The organism is Streptomyces sp. NPDC017448, assembly GCF_044330565.1.
GTDB lineage: Bacteria > Actinomycetota > Actinomycetes > Streptomycetales > Streptomycetaceae > Streptomyces.
In genome coordinates this window covers 25,344-43,994 of record NZ_JBIRLM010000019.1, presented here as the reverse complement: position 1 = coordinate 43,994, position 18,651 = coordinate 25,344, and the positions used below count along the sequence as shown (strand labels likewise).

Sequence of the window (18,651 nt, the reverse complement as noted above, 5' to 3'; positions counted from 1 at the left end):
CGCCGGGCCGCTTCCGGCCGCGGGGCTCAGGAGCCGGGGGTGAAGGACTCGGCGACGGCGGCGACCTCGGCCGGGCGGACCACCTTCAGCCCGCCCGCGGCAGCGGCGTCCGGCTTCATGATGACGCTCTCCCGGGTGGACGGCGCCTTCGGGTCCGAGAAGTCGTGCGTCACCCCGAACTCGGTCCCGTACCCCTTGATCGTGAGGAGCGCCTTGTCGATGCCCTCGCGGGTGAGGTCCTTGTCGTCGCACGCCTTGGACAGCGCCTCGCCGAACAGGGAGGCGGCCGTGTAGCCGGCCACGACGCCGTTGTCGAGCACGTCCTTCGGGTACTGGGCGGCGTACTCCTTGGCGAGCTTGGCGGGGCCGTCGCCGGGATCCCCGATGGGCAGGGTGGAGGAGGCCACGTAGTAGTTCTTGAGCAGGGCGGGACCGGCCTGGGTCTTCAGCAGCTGGGGGGCGAAGGCCGAGTTGTTGCCGACGACGGGGACGTCGAAGCCGGTGGCCGCCGCGACGCCGACGAGGGAGGCCGCCTGGCGCGGTCCGGCGCTGATGATCACGGCCTTGACCCCGGCCTGCTTGAGGGCGGCGACCTGGGCCGTCATGTCGTTGTCGGTCGGCTTGATCTTCTGCTCGACGACGGTGAGCCCGGCCTCCTTCGCCGCGTGCTTCGAGCCGGCGAGCGCGTTCTCGCCGTAGTCGCCCTCGAAGTACACATGGCCGATCCTGTCGCCCTTCGCGATCCGCTTCTCCGCGAGGAGGTAGTCGATCAGGTTGATCGTCTCGACGTCGTAGGTGGCGCCGATGACCCGGATGTACGGGGAGCCGAGCAGGTTGGCGGACCATGCCTGGGGCAGGACGACGCCCTTGTCCTGGCCGTCGATGCGCTGCTCCACGGCGGCGACGAAGGGGGAGCCGATGAACTGGGCGAACCCCACGACCTCCGGGGCCAGTTCGGTGTACGCGGCGATCGCCTTCTGCGGGTCGTAACCGTGGTCGCGGACGGTCAGTTCGATCTTGCGGTCGCAGATGCCGCCCTCGTCGTTGGTCTGCTTCACCCACAGCTGCTGCGCCTGGGTGACGCTCTTGCCGAGCGAGGCGTAGACCCCGGTCATATCGGTCAGCACGCCGAGGGAGATCGTGGAGGAGGAGACTCCGGGGCCGGTCTTGATCCCGCCCTCGCCCTCCCCGTCCGTCTTGCCGTCGGTCGTCTTGCCGCTGCACCCGACGAGGGTGACGGCGAGGGTCGCGACCACGGCCGTGAGCACTCTCAGTTTCATGACTTCTCCCCTGGATTCTTCGGAGTCGCTGGTTGGTTCGGAGCCGCTGATCGCTCAGGAGGCTTCGGCTGCCGCGGGACCGCCGGCCTCTTCGGGACCGCCGGCCTCTTCGCGCGGTCGAGGCTGAGGCGGGCGAGGCCGCCGGGCAGGAACAGGACCACCGCGACCACCGCGGCGCCGTACAGGTAGCGGGACGCCTCACCGGGCGCCAGCCCGCCCGTGCCGGGGGCGGAGACCAGCGGCAGGGCGTCGCTGTAGTGCGTGAACACCTGCGGGAGCAGGGAGACGAAGGCGGCGCCGACCACGGCTCCGGCGACGCTGCCGAGCCCGCCGATGACGATCATGGCGAGGTATTCGAGGGACAGGATCATGCCGAAGTACTCGGGCACGGTCCGCTGGAAGACCAGGGCCAGCAGGACGCCCGCGAGGCCCGCGTACATCGAGGACAGGACGAAGACGCCCGCCCGGTAGCGGGCCACCGGCACGCCCATCACCCCGGCCGCGATCCGGTGGTCGCGGATGGCGTTCATGGCGCGTCCGGGGCGGCCCCGCAGCACGCCCCGGGCGAACAGCGCGCTCAGCAGGAGCGCGAGGAGGCCCGCGTACCAGAGCTTCTCCGACGCCCCGAACGGGACGGCGGCCACGACGAGTTCGGCGTCGTCGAAGGTGAACCCGAAGACGGACAGGGGTGGTACGGCCCGGCCGTTGTAACCGCCGGTCAGAGAGCCCGCGTTGAACAGGACGTGCTGCCCGATGAAGATCAGCGCGAGCGTCGCGATGCCGAGGTAGGCACCGCGCAGCCGCCCGGCGATGGGGCTGAAGATCCCGCCCGCCACTCCGGCGAGCAGCACCGCGAGGATCGCGGCGAGCCAGGTGGGCAGCCCGAGTCCGGTCAGCGTGTGCCCGTTCTCGGTGCCGCTCTCCCCCGCCAGGACGCAGTAGCCGTACGCGCCGACGGCGAGGAAGAACGCGTGTCCCATGGAGAGTTGGCCGGTCGCGCCGGTGAGCATGTTGAGCCCGATGGCTCCGATCGCCGCCGCCATCGCGAACAGCCCGGCCTGGAGCCAGAAGCGGTCCACGTAGAACGGGAGCGCCAGGAGCACGAGGGCGCCGATGAGGACGGCGTACGTACGGGGGCCGTGCAGCCGGGCGGCGAGGCCCCCGGTCCGGGCGGTCGCCGGGGCGGCTTCGGCGGTGGCGTCAGACACGGGCCAGCTCCTTCGTGCCGAAGAGTCCCGCGGGCCGGATGAGCAGGACCGCGACCATCACCAGGTAGGGCGCCAGGTCTCCGATGCCCCGGCCGAGGAAGGAGAGGTCGCTCTGGTAGCCGGTGGCGAGCGCCTCGGTGACGCCGACGATCAGTCCGCCGGCCAGCGCCCCGGTGGTGGAGTCGAGTCCGCCGAGGATCGCCGCGGGGAACGCCTTGAGCGCGGCCAGGGAGGTGGCGCGTTCGAGGCCGGGGGTCGGGAAGACGGTGAGGAAGAGGGCGGCGACGGCGGCGAGGGCCCCGGCGACCGCCCAGGCGGCGAGCGACACCCGGCCCAGCCTGATCCCCATGAGCGCCGCCGTCTGCGGGTTCTCGGCGGCGGCCCGCATCGACACGCCCCACGAGGTGTAGCGGAAGGCGAGCAGGAAGACCGTGATCAGCAGCCCGGCGGCGAGGAACGCGGCGATCCGGGTGTGGGCGAGGGTGACGCCGCCGACGGTGAGGACCTCGTTGCCCCAGGGGTCCCCGAGGGCGAGCACGTCGGTGCCCATCCGGCGGGTGAGCTCGGTGATCAGGAGGATGTCGACGCCGATGGTGACGATGGCCAGGACGCTGTGGTCGCTGCCCCGGTAGCGGCGCATCACGAAGAACTCGATGCCCGCCCCGACCGCCGCGGCCCCCGCGATCCCGACGAGCAGCGCGGGCCAGAACCCGATGTCGTCGTGGAGCACGGCGGTGACGTACCCGCCCGCCAACAGCAGGGAGGCGTGGGCGAAGTTGACGACCTCGGTGGCTTTGAAGATGACGACGAAACCGAGGGCGATGAGGGCGTAGACCGAGCCGATCGACAGGCCGCCGAGGAGGAGTTCGACGAAGGTGGTCATTGCGGTGCTCCCAAGTAGGCCTGGACGACGGCCGGATCGTTCTGGACCTCGGCGGGGGCGCCGCCGGCGATCCTGCGGCCGAAGTCGAGTACGGTCACCGCGTCCGCGAGCCGCATCACCACCCCCATGTCGTGCTCGACCAGCACGATGGAGATGCCGAGGCTGTCGCGCACGTCGGCCACGACGGCCGCGGTGCGCCGGCGCTCGTCCGCGGTCATCCCGGCGATCGGCTCGTCCAGCAGCAGGACCTTCGGCTCCATGCACAGGGCGCGGCCGAGTTCGACGAGCTTCTGCTGCCCGTACGGGAGCGAGCCCGCCGGGCGCTCCAACTCCTTGTCGAGGCCGATGAATTCGGCGATCTCGCGGACCCGCTCCCGGTGCCGCCGTTCCTCGCGGGCGGCGGAGGGCAGCCGCAGGCCGGTGGCGAGGAACCCGGCGCGGGTGAGCCTGTGGCGGCCCAGCAGGAGGCTGTCGGCGACGGTGGCGTGCGGGGGCAGCGCCAGGTTCTGGAAGGTGCGGGCGACCCCGAGGTCCGCGATGGCGTGCGGCGGGAGGCCGGTGAGTTCGGCGTCCCCGAGGCGGACCTGCCCGGAGGTGGCGCGGTAGACCCCGGACAGGACGTTGAAGCAGGTCGACTTGCCGGCGCCGTTGGGTCCGATGACGGCGTGCACGCTGCCCGGTTCCACGGTGAAGGAGACGCCGTCGAGGGCGGTGAGCCCGGCGAAGCGCACGGTGACGTCCCGCACGGCGAGGGCCTCCGCGACGGCGCCCGAGGGGGCGGTCGCCGCGGCGGTCACGCGGACCACCTGCTCAAGGCGTGCCGGCGCGGCTCGGCCGGGGCCCACCTGCTGAGGGTGCGCCGTCCCCGGTCGGCCGGTTCGGCGTCCGCCGCCGTCTCCTCGTCGACGACACCGAGGTAGCGGCGGCGCACCTCGTCGGAGGCGGCGAGTTGGTCGGCCGGCCCGGACAGGGCGACCTCGCCGACGTCGAGGACGTACGCCGTGGAGGCGAGCCGCAGGGCGATCGCCGCGTTCTGCTCGACGAGCATGACGGAGGTGCCGCCCGCGTTGATCTCCCGCACGGTCTCCGCGATCCGGGCCGCCATCAGCGGGGCGAGCCCGAGCGAGGGCTCGTCCAGCAGGAGCAGCCGGGGCCCTGCCATCAGGGCGCGGCCCATCGCCAGCATCTGCTGCTCGCCGCCGGACAACAGCCCGGCCCGCTGATGCGCGCGGTCGGCGAGCACCGGGAACAGTTCGTGCACCCGGGCCAGGGCGGCGCTCGTCTCCTTGCGCCCGCCGCGCGCCCCGAGGGCGCCCGCCCGCAGGTTGTCGGCCACCGTCATCCGGGCGAAGACCTGTCGGCCCTCCGGTACCTGGACCACTCCGGCGGCCACCACCTGGGCGGGACGCAGTCCTTCCAGGGGGCGGCCGTCGAACCGGATGGTCCCGGTGCCCGTCCCCCGGTGGAAGCCGAGGGTCCGTGAGACGGCCCGCAGCAGGGTGGTCTTGCCCGCGCCGTTGCCGCCGAGCACGGCGGTGATCCCGCCGTCCGGCACATCGACGGAGACATCGCGCAGCGCCCGGACCGGGCCGTACCCGACGGACAGCCCGCGGATCTCCAGCGTCGCCATGTGTGCTCCTCCTTCCGCCATGTCGTCTCGTGCACAGCTCGTCGGTCGTGCTCCGCCGTGCCCCCGCCGCCGGGTGGTGCTCGTGCAGGGGCGGGGGCCACAGACCAGCACCGGGCGGGCCCCCCGGTCCACGGCGCGGGGCCGACTCGATGCGGGCGACCAGCCAACGGGGGGCCTCGTTGTGCACGTGCACAAACGCGCGTACGGGCGGGGCGCCCGCCGGGCGGCCGGTGGCATCCTCATCGGTCGTCAGGGGCGCCCGGACCGGGGACGGAGCGGCGGATGCGGCGTGGAAGGCGGTACGGGGCGCTGCTGGGCCCGCTGCTGGCGGGCGGGGCGCCGCCGGACGTGGTGGCGGACGCGGCGCACGGCCTCGGGCTGCCGGAGCGGGGGCGGTTCGCGGTGGTGGTGCTGGGCGCGCCCGTGCCGGAGGCGGTGGCGGCGGAGGGCCCGGACGCGGACGGGACGCGCTGGTGGTGGGGCCGGGCGGAGCGCTCCCGGGGCGCGGAGGAGGGGGACGTCGCGGTGGTGCTGCTGGGCGGGGCGGGCCCGGCCGGGGCGGTGGCGCGGCTCATGGAGCGCGGTGCGGGACCGGGCGGCATGAGCCCGGTGGTGGGCTCCCCCGCGGAGCTGGGCACGGCGCGGCGGCTGGCGGGCACGGCGCTGCTGACGTGCGCGCCGGGCGGCCGGGAGGTCGTACGGCTCGACGAGCGGCTGCCGGCCGCCCTGCTGGTGAGCCGCCCCGAGCTGGCGTCCCGGCTTCTGGCGCAGGTGCTGGGGCCGCTGCTGGAACGGGGCCCCGCGGAGCGTGCGGTGCTGGTGGGGGCGGTGGAGGCGTGGTTGGAGTGCGGGGGTTCGGTGGGGCGGGCCGCGGTACGGCTGGGGTGTCACCGCAACACGGTGTTCAACCGGCTGCGGCGGCTGGAGCGGCTGACCGCGCGCTCGCTGACGCGGCCGCCCGAGCTGGTGGAACTGGTGCTGGCGCTGGAGGCGCTGAGGCTGTCGCCGGGGGCGTCCTGAGGGGCGGCTTCGTCGGGACCGGGTTCGTCGGCGGCCTGGACGCGCGAGGGCGGGGGGCTGGGGGCCGGCCGCCGGGACCGGAACCGCCCGCCGGGACCGGGACCGGGGCCGGCTCCCGGGACCGGGGCCGGCTCCCGGGACCGGGGAGGCCGCCCGTCCCGCCGTGCTCGCCGGGGGCCGCCGGGCCGGTACGTCGCGGGCGGGGCGGCACGGCCTCCGCGGTGCGCCGCCGCAGAGGCGTCGCACCGCGGGGGAGGCCGGTCTCAGGCCGTGCCCCGCCAGGCGCCGGTCGCGGTGCCGCGCTTCTCGATGAACTCCTTGAAGTTCTTCAGATCGCCCTTGGCCTGGCGGCGGACGAAGCCGAGCTTGTCGCCGACGGTGTCGGCGATGCCCTGCGGGTCGTGGTCGAGCTGGAGCATCACCTTGGTGTGCGTGTCGTCCAGGCGGTGGAAGGTGACAACGCCGGCCTGACGGACCTCGCCCCCCACCGTGGCCCACGCGACCCGTTCGTCGGGGATCTGCTCGGTGATCTCCGCGTCGAACTCACGGCTCACCCCGTCCACCTTGGTCTCCCAGTGGGTCAGGGTGGGCGTGCGCTGCTCGATGCGCTGCACCGCGTCCATGAACTGCGGGAACTCCTCGAACTGCGTCCACTGGTCGTACGCCGTGCGCACCGGGACGGCGACCTCGACGGACTCCTCGATCTTCGACATGTTCGCTCCCTGGAGTGATCGGGTTCGGATGGTGACGCACTGCCGCGTACCCGGGTCTGCCCGCACGACACCGGGCGGGACGCGATGTTCTCGGTCGGCGCGGCACGGCCGGGCCCCTCGCGTTGTGGTCCGGGCGCGATGAGGCGAACCTGGTGAGCAGGGGGTTTCCAGGATCGGAGGCGCCATGATCGTCCTCGGCCTCATCCTTCTGATCATCGGCCTGATCACCGGCATCGGCGTGCTGTGGACCATCGGGATCGTCCTGGTGGCCGTCGGCGCGGTGCTGTGGGTCCTCGGGGCGCTGGGGCACGCGGTGGGAGGACGGCGGCACTACTGGTAGCACGTCCGCCCGCGCGCTCCCCCGCGGAACCCGCGCGCCCCCGTGGAAGGGGCCGGGCCCCGTCCACGGGACGAGGGGGAGGCCCGGAGTCCGCCGGGCCCTCTCCCCCTCCCCGGAGCCTCTTCGGCCCCGGGCGCGTCAGCCGTGCAGGAAGTCCCGGGCGATCGCCTCGGCCGCCCGCTCCAGGAGCGGGCCGGCCTGGGCCATGGAGACGGCCGGGTCCGGTTCCAGCTCGGCCAGGGCGTAGGCGCGCCGGATACCCGCCTGCTGAAGGGCCTCCCGGGACAGGGCGAGCCGTCCGCAGACGGCGACGGTCTCGATCCCCGCCGCGCGGGCGGCGGCGGCGACCCCTGCCGGGGCCTTGCCGTGCAGCGTCTGCTCGTCGAGGGAGCCCTCGCCCGTGACCACCAGCGTGGCCCGGGCGAGCGCGGGGGCGAAGCCCAGCACGTCGAGCATCACCTCGATGCCGGGGCGGAAGCGGGCGCCGAGGGCGACGAGCGCCCCGTAGCCGATGCCTCCGGCCGCCCCGGCGCCGGGCAGCTCCGCCGCCTCGGGGCCCAGGATCGAGGCGTAGTGCGTCAGGGCCGCGTCGAGGACCGCGATGTCCTCCTCGCCGGCGCCCTTCTGCCGCCCGTACACCTCGGGGGCGCCCTTGGGCCCGGTCAGCGGGTTGTCCACGTCGCTGGCCAGGACCAGGTCGATGTCCTTCAGCCGCGGATCGAGCCCGGACAGGTCGGCCTCGGCCAGTTCGGCGAGGGGGCCGCCGCCGGGTCCGACGGGGCTGCCGTCCGCGTCCAGGAACCGGGCTCCGAGAGCGGCGAGCATGCCCGCGCCGCCGTCCGTGGTGGCGCTGCCGCCGACCCCGAACACGATCGTCGTCGCCCCCGCCTCCAGGGCAGCCCTCAGCAGTTCGCCCGAGCCGTAGGTGGTGGCCGTGAGCGGGGCGAACACCCCCGCGGGCAGGTGCTGGAGGCCCGACGCCTCCGCCATCTCCACCACGGCGGTGGACCCGCGCAGCGCGTACGCCGCCGTCACCGGTTCCCCGAGCGGGCCGGTCACCCGGGCCTCACGGCGTTCGAACCCGGCGGCCACGGCCGCGGCGACCGTGCCGTCGCCGCCGTCCGCGACCGGCAGGGTCTCCACCGCCAGCCCGGGGACGACGCGCCGCAGCCCGGCCGTCACCCGCTCCGCGACCTGTACGGCCGTGAGCGAGCCCTTGAACTTGTCCGCCGCGACGAGCACGCGCGCGGTCTCCACATCTGCTCCGTCCGTCACCTTGCATCCCTTGCTTTCGAACAGGCAGTCGCGCCGCCCCGACCCTATCCGCACGACCCCCGGTCTGCCCATGGCCGTCCACGGCGGTGCGATCGGCCCCTGCGCCTCGGGCGGTCCCGTTAGGCTGGCCGCCGTGACGACTCCCGATGCCGACTACGCCGTGTACATCGCCGGCCTCCCGCGGGTCCTGGCGGGCGCCGCCTCGCTCTTCCGGGACGCCGAGGGGCGGGTCCTCCTCGTCGAGCCGAACTACCGCGAGGGCTGGGCGCTGCCCGGCGGAACCGTCGAGTCGGAGGCGGGCGAGAGCCCCCGCCGGGGCGCCCGGCGGGAGACGGCGGAGGAGATCGGGCTCGACGTCGCGCCGGGGAGGTTGCTCGTCGTGGACTGGGTGCCGGGCGTCGGCCGCCCTCCGATCGTGGCGTACCTGTACGACGGCGGGGTGCTCGCCCCCGAGCAGTTGGCGGAGATCCGGATCCAGGAGGAGGAGTTGCTGTCCTGGCGGCTGGTGGCCCCCGCCGAACTGGACGGCTACCTGCGGGGCCCGCTCGGCGCCCGGGTGCGCGCGGCGCTGGAGGTGCTGGCGTCCGGCGAGGGGGCGGCGGAGCTGGAGAACGGCGAACGGGTCGGGTAGGAGCGCCCTCCCGCGCCGGGGCGGTCCACTGGTCGCCGACGACAGGAAGGGCGTCCTCGAAGCGACTTCCCGCGAGCAGCCGGTCAGCCCTGCTGGGCCTCCGGCTTGATCTCCACGTCGCGGGCCGTCGCCTCGTGCTCGGCGACGAGCGCTTCGGTGCGGTGGCCGCGCGCGATGTAGTCGCGGACCACGAGTTCGACGGCGTCCTGGGGGCTTCCCACCCCCGCGAGCACCATGACTTCCACGACGAGTTCGGCATCCAGACTGACGGTCACCTTGGCCATGGGCGGACCTTACCCCGGCGCGTTCCCCCTGAGGCCGTGTTCTGCACGATCAGTTAGTCGCTGTGTTCGCCTTGGGGGTGGGACGGTGGGGATGAATCGCTCCGGACGGACTGTGATCGACTCCAGCGAACGGCTCGGTCGCCGCAGACGGGTCATCGAACGCACCGTGCCCTGGCCGACCGGCTACCGCCGGCTCAACCACCGCTGCGAACGCCACCCCCGCAACCACCTGGCCTCCTCGGCCACGCCGCCGCTCTCTGCCGCTCTCTGCCGCTCTCTGCCGCTACAAGCGGTTCCTCTAACTGGCCGTGCAGGACACGTCCTTACTGCCCCGATTCCCCGAAGAGCCCCTCCCGGCCGGCCCGTTCGGAAGTCGCGGCGGCCGGCCGAGTCCCCTCCGGCCCACCGGCTCGTGGGCCTGTCCCGCCGGGCGGCGGAGCCGCCGTACCCCGTCGAAGGTCCACGGCGGCGGGACGGGTCCTCAGCCGTCCAGGCCCGCCGCGACCCGGCGCGAGGGCTTGAAGACGTACAGGTCGAGGATGTCCGGGGCGTCCGCGAGCCCCGGGCCCCCGGCCGCCGCCCAGGTCACGATGTCCTGTTCGGCGTGCTCGTCGTTGACCAGGCCGAGCCAGACCGGCCGCCCGCCGGCCCGGCGCCCCTCGGCGGAGGGCTGCACGACGATCACGTTGCCCTGCTCGCACGCGTCCAGGCACTCGACCGCCCGTACGGTGGCCGCGCCCTCCAGGTCCGAGCGGAGCCGGGCCAACTGGGCCGCGTGGTCGACGCCCGGGATCTTCCCGGTGCCGCAGCAGCAGCCTCGGCAGACGCTGACGGTGGGGCGGCCGGCGCCCGGGGCGGGCACGTCCTTGCGGCTGCGGCGGCTCATCGGGGCACTTCCCGTCGCGGTGGGTGGGGTGGGTCGGGACCACCATGGTCCGGGTGATCACCGCGACTCTACCGAGGAGCCCGCCGTCCGAACACCAGAGCCCTCCCCGGGCCGGTTGGGGTATCGTTGACGGCTGCGAAGGGGAGTAGCCCCGCAAACCGGTCGTCGACACACTGGAGCCCTCGGGTTCCCGGTGGCCGGGCTCGTGGATGCTGAGAAGGCTTCACGGGCGGGCGAGACCTTCGGTCCTGTATGACACGTCCACGCCCGTGGACGTCGCCGTCATGCCGGGCCGAGTGGTCCTCCGAAAAGCCCGAGCGGCGCTTCGCGAAGATCCGGGGCCCGGCTCGCACCAGAAAGCCGACCCGAATGCACCTCGACCCCCTGGCGATCATCACCGCCTTCGGGCTGATCTTCCTCGCGGAGCTCCCCGACAAGACGATGTTCGCTTCGCTGGCCATGGGCACGCGGATGCGCCCCCTCTACGTGTGGTTCGGAACATCGTCCGCGTTCATCGTGCACGTCGCCATCGCCGTGGGCGCGGGCGGCCTCCTCGGGCTGCTGCCCGACTGGATCGTCAAGCTGGTCTCCGCCTCGCTCTTCGCGCTGGGCGCGTTCCTCCTGCTGCGGGGCAGCGGCGGGGACGACGCCGAGGAGACCGAGGTGAAGACCGTGACCGGTTTCTGGCCGGTCTACTCGACCGCGTTCATGGCGGTCTTCATCAGCGAGTGGGGCGACCTGACGCAGATCACCACGGCCAACCTGGCGGCGAGCAACGGCGCGTGGTCCACGGCGATCGGTTCGGCCGCCGCCCTGATGTCCGTCTCCGCGCTGGCGCTGCTGGCGGGCAAGTTCATCGCCAAGCGTGTACCGCTGAAGACCGTGCAGCGCATCGGCGGGCTCTGCATGCTGGCCCTCGCCCTCTGGACGGCCGTGGAGATCTTCACCGGCTGAGGTACGGTCCCGCGCCGGGGGGGGCGTGCCGGCCGGGGCGCTCCCCCGCGCCGGCCGGGGAGGCACCGGCGCCGGCCCTCCACCGACACGGAACCGGGGGCGTACCGGTGCCGGCGCTCCCCCGGCCCCCGGCCCTCCACCGGCCCCCGGCACGCGCCCGGTTCAGAAGAGGGGCTGGGCCCCGCCCCGCGTTCCGCCGCTCTCGAACGCGAGCAGCCGCTGCTTGCGGTCCAGGCCGCCGCCGTAGCCGGTGAGGCCGCCGGAGGCCCCGATCACCCGGTGGCACGGGACGATGATCCCGACCGGGTTCTTGCCGTTGGCCAGGCCGACCGCCCGGGACGCGCCCGGCTTGCCGAGCTCCCGGGCCAGTTCGCCGTACGTGCGCGTCTCGCCGTACGGGATCTTCGCCAGCGCCGCCCAGACGCTCTGCTGGAACGGTGTGCCCGCCAGGCTCAGCGGGAGGTCGAAGGCCGTGCGGTCCCCGGCGAAGTACTCGCCCAGCTGCCGGACCGCCTCCCCGAAGGGTTCCGGGTCCGGGGCGCCGAAGGTCTCCTGAGCCGGCCGGTGGCGCTGGCCGGCCATGTAGAGGGCCGACAGGACGCCGTCGGTGGCGACGAGCGTCAGCGGCCCGTAGGGGCTGTCGACGACGGTGTGCCGCTTGGTCGTGGCCATGGGGTTCTCCTTCAGGCGGGGAAGTGGTTGACGGGGTGGTCGTCCACCGTCCAGAGGTACTGCACGGCGTACGCCCGCCAGGGGCGCCAGGCGGCGGACCGTGCGGTGAGGGCGGCGGGGGTGGCCGGGAGGCCGAGGCCTCGGGCCGCCCGCCGGATGCCGAGGTCGGTGGGGAGGAAGGCGTCGGGGTCGCCGAGGGCCCGCATCGCGATGGACTCGACCGTCCAGGGGCCGAATCCGGGCAGCGCGGACAGGGCGGCGCGGGCCTCGTCCCAGTCGGCGCCGGCGCCGAGCCGCAGCCGGTCCTCCGCGAGGGCGGCGACGAGGGTGGTGAGCGTGGTGCGGCGGGTGCGCGGCAGCGCCAGCGCCTCCGGGTCCAGGCCCGCCAGCGCCTCGGGCGCCGGGAAGAGGTGCGTGAGCCCGCCCCCGGGGTCGTCGACGGGGACGCCGTGGGCGGTGACCAGCCGGGCGGCGTGGGTGCGGGCGGCGGCGGTGGAGACCTGCTGGCCGAGTACCGCGCGTACGGCGAACTCCGCCCCGTCCACGGTCCGGGGCACCCGGCGGCCGGGCCCCGCCTTAACCAGCGGGGCGAGCAGCGGGTCGGTGCGCAGGTGTGCGTCCACGGCCACCGGGTCCGCGTCCAGGTCGAGCAGCCGGCGGCAGTCGCTGATGGCCCGGGTGAGGTCGCGGAGGTCGGTGAGGGAGAGCCGGCAGGCGATGTGTCCGGGCTCCGGCGCGAGGGTGACGACGCCGTGGCCGTAGGGGAGGGCGAGGGTGCGCCGGTACGCGCCGTCCCGCCACTCCTCGACTCCGGGGACGGCGGTCGCGGCGAGGTGGCCGAAGAGGTTGCTCGGGTTGAGCGGGGTCCGGTACGGGAGGCGGAGCGCGATGACGCCCGGCGCGGCGGGTGCGCGGGGGCCCCGGGCGGCTCGGGTGCGCAGCTCGCCGGGGGCCTGGCCGAAGACCTCGCGGACCGTCTCGTTGAAGGTGCGGATGGAGGAGAAGCCGGCGGCGAACGCCACCTGGGCCATGGGCAGTGCGGTCGTCTCGACGAGGAGGCGGGCGGTCTGCGCCCGCTGGGCGCGGGCCAGGGCCAGCGGGCCCGCGCCCAGCTCGGCCAGGAGCTGGCGTTCGATCTGGCGGGCGGAGTATCCGAGCCGGGCGGCGAGGCCGCTCACCCCCTCGCGGTCGACGACCCCGTCCCGGATGAGGCGCATGGCGCGGGCGACCGAGTCGGCGCGGGCGTTCCACTCGGGAGACCCGGGGCTGGTGTCGGGGCGGCACCGCTTGCAGGCCCGGAATCCGGCCTGCTGGCAGGCGGCGGCGCTCGGGTAGAAGGTCATGTTGCGGACCTTGGGCGGCACGACGGGGCAGCTGGGGCGGCAGTAGATCCGGGTGGTGAGGACCGCCGTGAAGAACCAGCCGTCGAAGCGGGCGTCCTTGGAGTGGACGGCCCGCACGCAGCGCTCGGTGTCGGTGTGCATGGGTCCAGGATGGTGCACCGGCCGGCGGCGTGGCTGGCGGAAATCCGACACGGCGGTCGGGGCGCCGCCGCGCGGCGGCCGGGTCTCCGCCCGGCCGCCGCGCGCGTTCTCAGCGCATCGCGAGGACTTCCTCGAACTCCACGTACGCGTGCGCGTCGAAGAGCACGAAGCGCACCTCCTCGACCGGCTCCACCGTCTCCGCCAGCACCGTGCGCACCGCGATCCGCGCCCCGTCGTCCATCGGCCAGCCGTAGATGCCGGTGGAGATCGCCGGGAACGCGATGGTCCTGGCCCCCAACTCGGCGGCCAGGCGCAGGGATTCGCGGTAGCAGGAGGCGAGCAGGGCGGAGCGGTCCTGGGCGCCGGAGAAGACCGGGCCGACCGTGTGCACGATCCATCGCGCGCCGAGGCGTCCGGCGGTGGTGGCGACGGCCTGGCCGGTGGGCAGGCCCTTGCCGTACCGGGAGGCGCGCAGTTCGCGGCAGGCGGCGAGGATGTCGGGGCCGCCGCGCCGGTGGATGGCGCCGTCGACGCCGCCGCCGCCGAGCAGCGAGGAGTTCGCCGCGTTGACGATGACGTCGACGGACTGGTCGGTGATGTCGCCGCGGACCAGGCGTACGACGGGGGAGACGGAGGTGCTCATGCGGACATCATGCCGCGCGGCGGGGGCCTTCGCCGCCCGGTCGGGACGACCCGTGGGGCGGGCCCGCGGCCGGCTCCCGCGGCCGGTTCCCGCCGGACGGCGACATGCGGCCGCGCCCTGCTCCTCGCCCGTCGGCCGGAGGGGCAGAATGCACCGGTACGCAACCGTTCCGCCGGAGCGGGCGGCAGCTCGGGAGGAAGGCCACGCCTCGGTGCCCTCGAACAACCCGGTCTCCCCGGACGGCTCCTCCCCGCAGGGCGCCGCGTCCCCGCCCGGCTCCGGGTCCTCGGACCGCGAGCACATCGGCAGGCCGCCCGGCGACGGTACGTTCCTCGGCCGGCGCCGGGCCCGGCGCGAGCAGTTGGCCCGGCTGCGGGGCGACGAGTCGACCCTGCTGGACCGGCTCTACGGAACCGAGTTCGAGGGGTACAGCTTCCCCGAGCCGCGCGACGTGGGCGAGCGGACCGCCGTCGCCTGCATGCGGTTCGCCCTGCGCCAGGGGCGGGAGCTGTTCCTCGCCGGGGCGGAGACCCGGGCCGTCGAGGCGGCGATCGTCGCGATCACCGCGCGCTGGGAGATGGACCACCTGACGGTCGACGTCACCTCGCGGACCCTCCAGGTCCAGTACGCGCCGCCGGGCGCCCATCCGCTCATGATGATGATGGTGACGGGGTCGGAGGACAGCCGGGACCTGAGGCAGCTGGACGATCTGAGCGCGCTGACGCACCGGGTGCTGGAGAAGGGGCTGCGGCCGCTCGAAGCCGAGCACGAGCTGACCCGGATCATCTCGCGCAAGGGGTTCTGGCCCTGGTGGACCACGGTGCTGGGAGGGGCGCTGCTGGCCGCCATGCTGTGCGTGCTCGCGTCGGGCACCCCGCAGGCCGCGGTCGTGGCGCCCGCGGTGTTCCTGGTGAGCAACCGGTTCGGCTGGGCGCTGGGGGCGGGCGGCCTGCCGTCGTTCTACGTCACCGCGCTCCAGACCGCCGCGGTGATCGGGCTGACGATGTTCCTGGCGGACGCGCACGTGCTGACCGGAGGCGAGGCGGCGAGCGTCGCGGCGGCCAACATGGTGCTGCTGCTGCCGATCCTGTCGCTGGTGAGCCTCTCGGAGGACGCCATCTCCGGGTTCCGGGCGATGGCGGCCGGGCGGCTCATCAGTGTGGGCATGTTCCTGGGGGCGATGGTCGGGGGGGTCGCCCTGGTCGGCTTCCTGCTGCGGGACGCCGACGTGGACGCCCGCAACACGGCGTTCCGCGCCCTGCCGTTGGCGCTGTCCCTGGTGACGTCGGCCATCGGGGCGCTGGGCAACGCGATCTTCATGGGCGGCCCGCCCCGGCTGCTGCCCTGGGCGGCGGGGGCGGGGGTGCTGGCCGGGCTGGTCAACGGCGTTCTGCACCAGGAGTTGGGGCAGCCCACCCCGATGGCGGCCCTGGGAGCGGCGGCGGTCCTGGGCGCGGCGGCCGGGGCGGTGGCGCCGTCCCTGCACATGCCGTCGCGCTCCCTGGTGGTGCCCGGCATCGCGGGGGCCCTGCTGCCGGGGCCCGACGTCTACCGCAGCCTGCTCCAGTACGGGCTGCACGTGCCGGGGGCGGGCGGCTACGCGGTCATGGCCTTCGTCACCACGGCCGCGATCGGGGTCGGGACCGTGCTCGGCAGCCAGACGGGCGGCGCGGCGCGGCGCCGCTGGGCGCCCGCGCCGTAGGCGGGGGGGGCTGCCGGGGACACCACCGGGCCCCGGCGCTCCGGGCGCTCGCGCTCGGGGCCGCACGGCCGGGGCCGCGCGCCGGGTGGGTCAGGAGGCGGCCCGCAGCCGTCGCCATACGGCCTTGGCGGCGTGGTGGCCGGACATGCCGTGCACCCCGGGCCCGGGCGGGGTGGCCGAGGAGCAGAGGAACACCGCGGGGTGCGCGGTGGCGTACGGGACGCGGGCGAGCTTCGGGCGGATCAGGGTCTGCAGGCCGGCGAAGGCCCCGCACGCGATGTCGCCGCCGACGTAGTTGGCGTTGCGCGCGGCGAGTCGGGGCGGTCCGGCGAGTGCGCGGGCCAGCACCAGATCACGGAACCCGGGCGCGAAGCGCTCCAGCCGGCGTTCGATGACCTCGGTGGCGTCGCCCTCCCAGCCCGCCGGGACATGTCCGTACACCCAGAAGACGTGCCGCCCCTCGGGGGCGCGGGTGGGGTCGGTGAGGCTGGGCTGGGCGGTGATGAGGAAGGGCTTGTCGGGGTCGCGGCCCTCGACGGCGGCGCGCAGGGCGGCGTCGATGGCCCCGGCGGTGGGCCCGATGTGGACGGTGCCGGCCCGGCGTGCCGCCTCCGCGGTCCAGGGGACGGGGCCGGAGAGGGCGTAGTCGATCTTGAAGGCGGAGGCGCCGTAGCGGTAGCCGCGGTAGGCGCTGCCGAGCCCGGCGATGCGGGCGAGGGCCGAGGGCGAGGTGTCGAAGATGTAGGCGCGGGCGGGAGGGAGTTCGTCCAGGCGCTTGACCTCGCTGCCGGTGCGGATCGTGCCTCCGTGTTCGCGGAGCAGGGAGGCGAGGGCGTCCGAGATGGCCTGGGAGCCGCCGCGCGGCACCGGCCAGCCGTTCTCGTGGGCGGCGAGCGCGAAGACGAGGGCGATGGCCGAGGTGGCGAAGCCGCTGGTGGGCGCTATGGCGTGGGCGGCGAGCCCGGCGAAGAGGCCGCGCGCCTTCGCACCCCGGAAGCGCCGGGCGACCCAGGTGGCGGGCTGGAGGCCGAGGAGTCCGAAGCGGGCCAGCCGGTACGGGTCGCGGGGCAGGCCGTCCCAGGGGGTGCGCAGGAAGTCGGCGGCCAGGGTGTCCCAGTGGCCGACGAAGGGGGCCATGAGGCGGCGGTAGGCGCCGGCGTCGGCGGCCCCCAGCGACATGGCGCTCTCGCCGACGGAGCGGGTGAGCGTCGCGGCCGTCCCGTCCGGGAAGGGGTGGGCGAGGTCGACCTCGGGGCGCAGCCATTCAAGTCCGTGCCGGGCCAGGGGCATCGCCCGGAACGCGGGCGAGCCGATGCCGAGGGGGTGCACGGCGGAGCACGGGTCGTGCCGGAACCCCGGGAGCGTCAGCTCCTCCGTACGGGCCCCTCCGCCGACGGTGTCGTGCGCCTCGTGGACCTCCACGGCGAGGCCCCGGCGGGCCAGTTCGACGGCGGCGGTGAGCCCGTTGGGCCCGGCCCCCACGACCACCGCATCGAGCATCGAGGTCACCTGGGACTCCTTCGTCGGCCGGCGGGCGGACACCCAGGATATTCGGGCGCGCCTGCCGTACGGACGCGGGGATCCCGGCCCTCGGCCCGCGCCGGGGCGGGGGCCGGTCCGAGGGGCGGTCCGGGCCGGGGGGGCCCGGGCCGGGGGCCGGGGGCTGCCCGTTCCCGGGAGTCTCCCGGCCCCCGGGGGCGCCGGGTCAGGCGCCCGAGCGCAGGGCGGCCAGGACGCGCCGGGCGGTGGCCTCGTCGCGGGCGGCCGTGAACGGCAGGTCGTTGCCGCCCGCGATCCGGAACGGGACGCCCGAGAGGGTGGACTGGACACCGCCCGCCTCGGTGACCAGGAGGAGGCCGGCCGCGTGGTCCCACGCGTACTCCCAGTTGAAGGCGGTGGCGTCCAGGTCGCCGCGGGCCACCGCCAGGTACTCCAGCCCCGCCGAGCCGCAGGGGCGGGCCGCGATGCCCTCCGTACGCAGGCCGAGCAGGGCCCGCTTCTGCGCGTCGGTGGTGTAGTCGGGGTGCGACATCGCCACCCGCAGGACGGCTCCGGGGGCGGGCGAACCGGACCGTATCGGCGCGCCGTTGAGCGTGGCGCCCCGGCCGCGCACGGCGACGGCCATCTCGTCCAGGACCGGTGCGTAGGTCCAGGAGGCGTGGATCTCGCCGCGCCGGGCGAGGGCGACGAGGGTGCAGAAGCCGTCCTCGCCCCGGACGAACTGGCGGGTGCCGTCGACCGGGTCCACGATCCAGACCGGGTCGTCGCCGCCGAGGGCGTCGTAGACCGCCGGATCGGCGTGCACGGACTCCTCGCCGACGACGACCGACCCGGGCAGCAGTGCGGTGAGGGCCGCGGTGAGGTGTTCCTCGGCCAGCCGGTCGGCGGCGGTGACCAGGTCGTGCGGGCCGCTCTTCTCGATGATCTCGTGGGCGGCGAGTCTCCGGTGGCGGGGCACGATCTCGGCCGCCGCGGCGGCGCGCACGGCCGCCTCGACCTCGGCGAGCGGCCCGGCGTGTCCGGCGGTCCCGTACAGGAAGTCATCGATCATGGGCCCAGCCAATCACGTCGGTACGAGCCCTCACCCGTCGGGTGAATGGGGACATCCCCGGCGCAGGGCCGGATGCCGGACAGTGTTCGCAAAGTGCAACCATGAACAAAGGACGCGTCAATTACCGGCGGATATCCTTGACCACCGGGTAAAAATCCGCTGCGTGACAAGTGGAGGCTCTGCGGTTAGTGTTGGCCTGGATTCGGGGCCCGAACTCTCGTATTGGTTCACCCCGCGCGGCCTTGACCGGCCATCGGCTGGAACGCACCACCAGGGGGAGGAAGCCGTGCCTCAGCCAGCTACCCTCTCAGGGTTACGCGACATCTGCGGGACCAGGTGGATGACCGCACCGAACCGCCGCGATCCGGGCCGGGCCCGACCGCCGTACCGCCGCGGACGCACGCCGGGACCACTGTTCCCGAGGATGTCACAGAGCCTTAACGTGCACATTCAAACCAGGAATCAAGGTCCCACGAAAGTGGAACCGGACGCGGG

At 74.6% G+C, this 18,651-nt stretch carries 19 protein-coding genes and 1 pseudogene; 6 read left to right on the top strand and 14 right to left on the bottom strand.

What is annotated here, in order from left to right:
* Positions 1-26: 26 nt before the first annotated feature.
* The 5 genes from ACH4K1_RS26295 to ACH4K1_RS26275 are packed head-to-tail and all read right to left on the bottom strand — an operon-like array spanning position 27 to position 5,001.
* Positions 27-1,280 carry an ABC transporter substrate-binding protein gene (locus ACH4K1_RS26295; protein ID WP_398092011.1) on the bottom strand — a complete coding sequence of 418 codons (1,254 nt, stop codon included), beginning with the start codon at positions 1,278-1,280 and terminating at the stop codon, positions 27-29.
* The gene (locus ACH4K1_RS26290) at positions 1,277-2,488 is read right to left on the bottom strand and encodes a branched-chain amino acid ABC transporter permease (RefSeq protein WP_398092010.1); all 1,212 of its coding nucleotides are present in this window, start codon (positions 2,486-2,488) and stop codon (positions 1,277-1,279) included. The genes ACH4K1_RS26295 and ACH4K1_RS26290 overlap by 4 nt, the downstream gene beginning before the upstream one ends.
* A complete protein-coding gene (locus ACH4K1_RS26285; protein ID WP_073770025.1) occupies positions 2,481-3,371 on the bottom strand; it encodes a branched-chain amino acid ABC transporter permease in 891 nt (296 codons plus the stop codon). The genes ACH4K1_RS26290 and ACH4K1_RS26285 overlap by 8 nt, the downstream gene beginning before the upstream one ends.
* Positions 3,368-4,177, bottom strand: a complete 810-nt coding sequence (locus ACH4K1_RS26280) for an ABC transporter ATP-binding protein (RefSeq protein ID WP_398092008.1) — start codon at positions 4,175-4,177, stop codon at positions 3,368-3,370. Before ACH4K1_RS26280 ends, ACH4K1_RS26285 begins: the two co-directional genes overlap by 4 nt.
* Positions 4,165-5,001, bottom strand: a complete 837-nt coding sequence (locus ACH4K1_RS26275) for an ABC transporter ATP-binding protein (RefSeq protein WP_398092006.1) — start codon at positions 4,999-5,001, stop codon at positions 4,165-4,167. Before ACH4K1_RS26275 ends, ACH4K1_RS26280 begins: the two co-directional genes overlap by 13 nt.
* 282 nt (positions 5,002-5,283) lie before the next feature.
* Here ACH4K1_RS26275 and ACH4K1_RS26270 point away from each other — a divergent pair, with 282 nt between their 5' ends.
* Complete coding sequence (locus ACH4K1_RS26270) at positions 5,284-6,021, top strand: PucR family transcriptional regulator (RefSeq protein ID WP_398092004.1); 738 nt, start codon at positions 5,284-5,286, stop codon at positions 6,019-6,021.
* Positions 6,022-6,284: 263 nt separating this feature from the next.
* On the opposite strand, the gene ACH4K1_RS26265 is transcribed toward ACH4K1_RS26270, so the two are convergent.
* Positions 6,285-6,734 (bottom strand): SRPBCC family protein, encoded by a 450-nt coding sequence (locus ACH4K1_RS26265; RefSeq protein ID WP_228989129.1) that lies wholly within the window; start codon positions 6,732-6,734, stop codon positions 6,285-6,287.
* 184 nt (positions 6,735-6,918) lie between these two features.
* Between ACH4K1_RS26265 and ACH4K1_RS26260 the strand changes: the two genes are divergently transcribed.
* Positions 6,919-7,074, top strand: a complete 156-nt coding sequence (locus tag ACH4K1_RS26260) for a DUF6131 family protein (protein ID WP_228989128.1) — start codon at positions 6,919-6,921, stop codon at positions 7,072-7,074.
* 138 nt (positions 7,075-7,212) lie between these two features.
* On the opposite strand, the gene ACH4K1_RS26255 is transcribed toward ACH4K1_RS26260, so the two are convergent.
* Positions 7,213-8,331, bottom strand: a complete 1,119-nt coding sequence (locus ACH4K1_RS26255) for a glycerate kinase (RefSeq protein ID WP_398092112.1) — start codon at positions 8,329-8,331, stop codon at positions 7,213-7,215.
* A gap of 151 nt (positions 8,332-8,482) precedes the next feature.
* Here ACH4K1_RS26255 and ACH4K1_RS26250 point away from each other — a divergent pair, with 151 nt between their 5' ends.
* Entirely contained in the window at positions 8,483-8,980 is a 498-nt protein-coding gene (locus ACH4K1_RS26250; RefSeq protein ID WP_398092003.1) for an NUDIX domain-containing protein, read from the top strand.
* An 83-nt stretch (positions 8,981-9,063) separates the two neighbouring features.
* Here ACH4K1_RS26250 and ACH4K1_RS26245 read toward each other — a convergent pair whose 3' ends face one another.
* Complete coding sequence (locus ACH4K1_RS26245) at positions 9,064-9,264, bottom strand: type II toxin-antitoxin system VapB family antitoxin (RefSeq protein ID WP_073770019.1); 201 nt, start codon at positions 9,262-9,264, stop codon at positions 9,064-9,066.
* A gap of 112 nt (positions 9,265-9,376) precedes the next feature.
* On the opposite strand from ACH4K1_RS26245, the pseudogene ACH4K1_RS26240 reads away from it, so the two are divergent.
* A pseudogene (locus ACH4K1_RS26240) lies at positions 9,377-9,525 on the top strand (IS5/IS1182 family transposase); the annotation flags it as partial.
* Between the two features lie 220 nt (positions 9,526-9,745).
* Here ACH4K1_RS26240 and ACH4K1_RS26235 read toward each other — a convergent pair.
* Entirely contained in the window at positions 9,746-10,150 is a 405-nt protein-coding gene (locus ACH4K1_RS26235; RefSeq protein WP_073770017.1) for a (2Fe-2S) ferredoxin domain-containing protein, read from the bottom strand.
* A 369-nt stretch (positions 10,151-10,519) separates the two neighbouring features.
* Here ACH4K1_RS26235 and ACH4K1_RS26230 point away from each other — a divergent pair, with 369 nt between their 5' ends.
* Positions 10,520-11,104 (top strand): TMEM165/GDT1 family protein, encoded by a 585-nt coding sequence (locus ACH4K1_RS26230; RefSeq protein WP_398092001.1) that lies wholly within the window; start codon positions 10,520-10,522, stop codon positions 11,102-11,104.
* Positions 11,105-11,266: 162 nt separating this feature from the next.
* Here the strand turns inward: ACH4K1_RS26230 and ACH4K1_RS26225 are convergent, their stop codons facing one another.
* From ACH4K1_RS26225 to ACH4K1_RS26215, 3 genes are all read right to left on the bottom strand, one after another.
* Positions 11,267-11,776 (bottom strand): methylated-DNA--[protein]-cysteine S-methyltransferase, encoded by a 510-nt coding sequence (locus tag ACH4K1_RS26225; RefSeq protein WP_398092000.1) that lies wholly within the window; start codon positions 11,774-11,776, stop codon positions 11,267-11,269.
* An 11-nt stretch (positions 11,777-11,787) separates the two neighbouring features.
* Positions 11,788-13,260 (bottom strand): AlkA N-terminal domain-containing protein, encoded by a 1,473-nt coding sequence (locus ACH4K1_RS26220; RefSeq protein ID WP_398091999.1) that lies wholly within the window; start codon positions 13,258-13,260, stop codon positions 11,788-11,790.
* Positions 13,261-13,369: 109 nt separating this feature from the next.
* Positions 13,370-13,903: an O-acetyl-ADP-ribose deacetylase gene (locus tag ACH4K1_RS26215; protein WP_228989122.1), complete on the bottom strand. Its 534-nt coding sequence runs from the start codon at positions 13,901-13,903 to the stop codon at positions 13,370-13,372.
* Between the two features lie 148 nt (positions 13,904-14,051).
* Between ACH4K1_RS26215 and ACH4K1_RS26210 the strand changes: the two genes are divergently transcribed.
* Positions 14,052-15,605 (top strand): threonine/serine exporter ThrE family protein, encoded by a 1,554-nt coding sequence (locus ACH4K1_RS26210; RefSeq protein WP_398091997.1) that lies wholly within the window; start codon positions 14,052-14,054, stop codon positions 15,603-15,605.
* A 90-nt stretch (positions 15,606-15,695) separates the two neighbouring features.
* On the opposite strand, the gene ACH4K1_RS26205 is transcribed toward ACH4K1_RS26210, so the two are convergent.
* Together ACH4K1_RS26205 and ACH4K1_RS26200 are read right to left on the bottom strand one after the other, a co-directional pair.
* Positions 15,696-17,114 carry a phytoene desaturase family protein gene (locus tag ACH4K1_RS26205; protein ID WP_398091995.1) on the bottom strand — a complete coding sequence of 473 codons (1,419 nt, stop codon included), beginning with the start codon at positions 17,112-17,114 and terminating at the stop codon, positions 15,696-15,698.
* Positions 17,115-17,310: 196 nt separating this feature from the next.
* Positions 17,311-18,156 carry an inositol monophosphatase family protein gene (locus tag ACH4K1_RS26200; protein ID WP_398091994.1) on the bottom strand — a complete coding sequence of 282 codons (846 nt, stop codon included), beginning with the start codon at positions 18,154-18,156 and terminating at the stop codon, positions 17,311-17,313.
* Between the last annotated feature and the right edge of the window lie 495 nt (positions 18,157-18,651).